Origin of the sequence: Falsiroseomonas sp. (assembly GCF_030695085.1) — a bacterium.
GTDB lineage: Bacteria > Pseudomonadota > Alphaproteobacteria > Acetobacterales > Acetobacteraceae > Falsiroseomonas.
Genome location: NZ_JAUYTS010000215.1, coordinates 1 through 1,687, shown reverse-complemented (window position 1 = coordinate 1,687; position 1,687 = coordinate 1). Strand labels below are relative to the sequence as shown.

Sequence of the window (1,687 nt, the reverse complement as noted above, 5' to 3'; positions counted from 1 at the left end):
GCGGTCTATCGCAGCGAGGCGCCGCGCGTGCTGGCCACGCTCATCCGCCTGCTCGGCGGTTTCGATCGGGCCGAGGAGGCGCTGCACGATGCCTGGCTGGCAGCGCTCGATGCCTGGCCGAGCAAGGGCATTCCCGCCAATCCACGCGCCTGGCTGGTTTCAGCCGGGCGTTTCAAGGCGATCGACCGCATCAGGCGGGAGGCGCGGTTCAGCGCCGCCAGCGCCGAACTGGAACAGCAGATCGCGCTGGCCGCCCTGCCCGAGGACGACGATGCGCCCGGCATTGCCGATGACCAGCTGCGGCTGATCTTTACCTGCTGCCACCCCGCGCTCGCACCCGACGCGCAGGTGGCGCTGACGCTGCGGGAAATCTGCGGGCTGACCACCGAGGAGATCGCCGCGGCCTATCTGGGCAAGCCGGTGACCATCGCCCAGCGCATCGTGCGGGCCAAGGGCAAGATCCGCGATGCGCGCATCCCCTATGCCGTGCCGGGGCCGGGCGAATTGCCCGACCGCATCGAGGCGGTGCTGCAGGTGATCTACCTGGTGTTCAACGAGGGCTATCTCGCCTCATCAGGCAGCATGGCGGTGCGCACCGACCTGTGCAGCGAGGCCATCCGGCTGGCCCGGTTGCTGGATACGCTGCTCGACGAGCCGGAGGTGCGGGGCCTGTTGGCGCTGATGCTGCTGCAGGATGCGAGGCGCGCCGCCCGCGTGGCCAAGGGCGAGATCGTGCCGCTGGACGAGCAGGATCGGGCGCTGTGGAACCGGGCGCAGATCGCCGAGGGGCAGGCTCTGGTGCGGCAGGTGCTGTCGGGCCGGTTCAGCCACTATTCGGTGCAGGCGGCCATCGCGGCGGCGCATCGGCCGGAGGGCAGCGACTGGCCGCGCATCGTGGGCCTTTATGACCTGCTGATGCGGATCGACCCCTCGCCCATCGTCGCTCTCAACCGTGCCGTAGCAGTGGCGATGCGCGATGGGCCGGCGGCCGGGCTGGCGCTGGTGGATGCGCTGGGGATGAGCGACTACCGGCTGTGGCATGCGGCACGGGCGGACCTGCTGCGGCGGTTGGGGCGATCGGGCGACGCACGGGCGGCCTATGAAGCGGCGCTGGCGCTGACCACGCAGGAGGCGGAGCGGCGGCTTGTGGAGCGGCGGCTGCGGGCGTTGAAAGCGGATGCCGGGTTCACGCCGCCGCCGTGAACAGCCCGGCCCGGCGCCGCTCCAGCGCCCACCAGTAGATGGCGCCCCGCGCCACGAACCAGGCATGCATGGCGACCCACAGACCCCAGTTGCCGAGCACAGGCTGCAGCAGCCTGGCCGTGGCCAGAAACACGACCAGCGAGACAACCATGCCATTGCGCATCGTGGTGTTGAGCGTGGCGCCGACGAGGATGCCGTCATAGACGAAGGCCGGCATGAAGGTGACGGTGCAGAGCGCCGCGATCGGCAGGTAGGTCAGTGCATAGGCCTGCACCTCGGCATTGGTGGTCATCAGCCCGATCACCAGCGGACCGGCCAGGTACCAGGCGAGCCCCAGCGTCAGCGTCAGGATCAGGCCCCACACCATGCTCAGCCCATAGGCCTGGTCGAAAGCCGGCCGCCAGTTGGCGCCGACCGCCTTGCCGGTAAGCTGCTCGGCCGCCTGGGCGATGCCATCGAGGAAATAGGCGATGATCATCAACAG

The 1,687-nt window shown here is 69.7% G+C and carries 2 protein-coding genes; one reads left to right on the top strand and one right to left on the bottom strand.

Translation table 11 applies throughout. The annotated features are described in order from the left end of the window. Positions 1-1,203, top strand: a 1,203-nt coding sequence (locus tag Q8S40_RS22580) for an RNA polymerase sigma factor (protein WP_305672209.1), incomplete at its 5' end; no start/stop codon positions are given. Here Q8S40_RS22580 and Q8S40_RS22575 read toward each other — a convergent pair. Further along, positions 1,187-1,687: MATE family efflux transporter (locus Q8S40_RS22575; RefSeq protein WP_305672208.1), on the bottom strand; the 501-nt coding region annotated here is incomplete at its 5' end. The two genes, Q8S40_RS22580 and Q8S40_RS22575, sit on opposite strands and share 17 nt — an antisense overlap.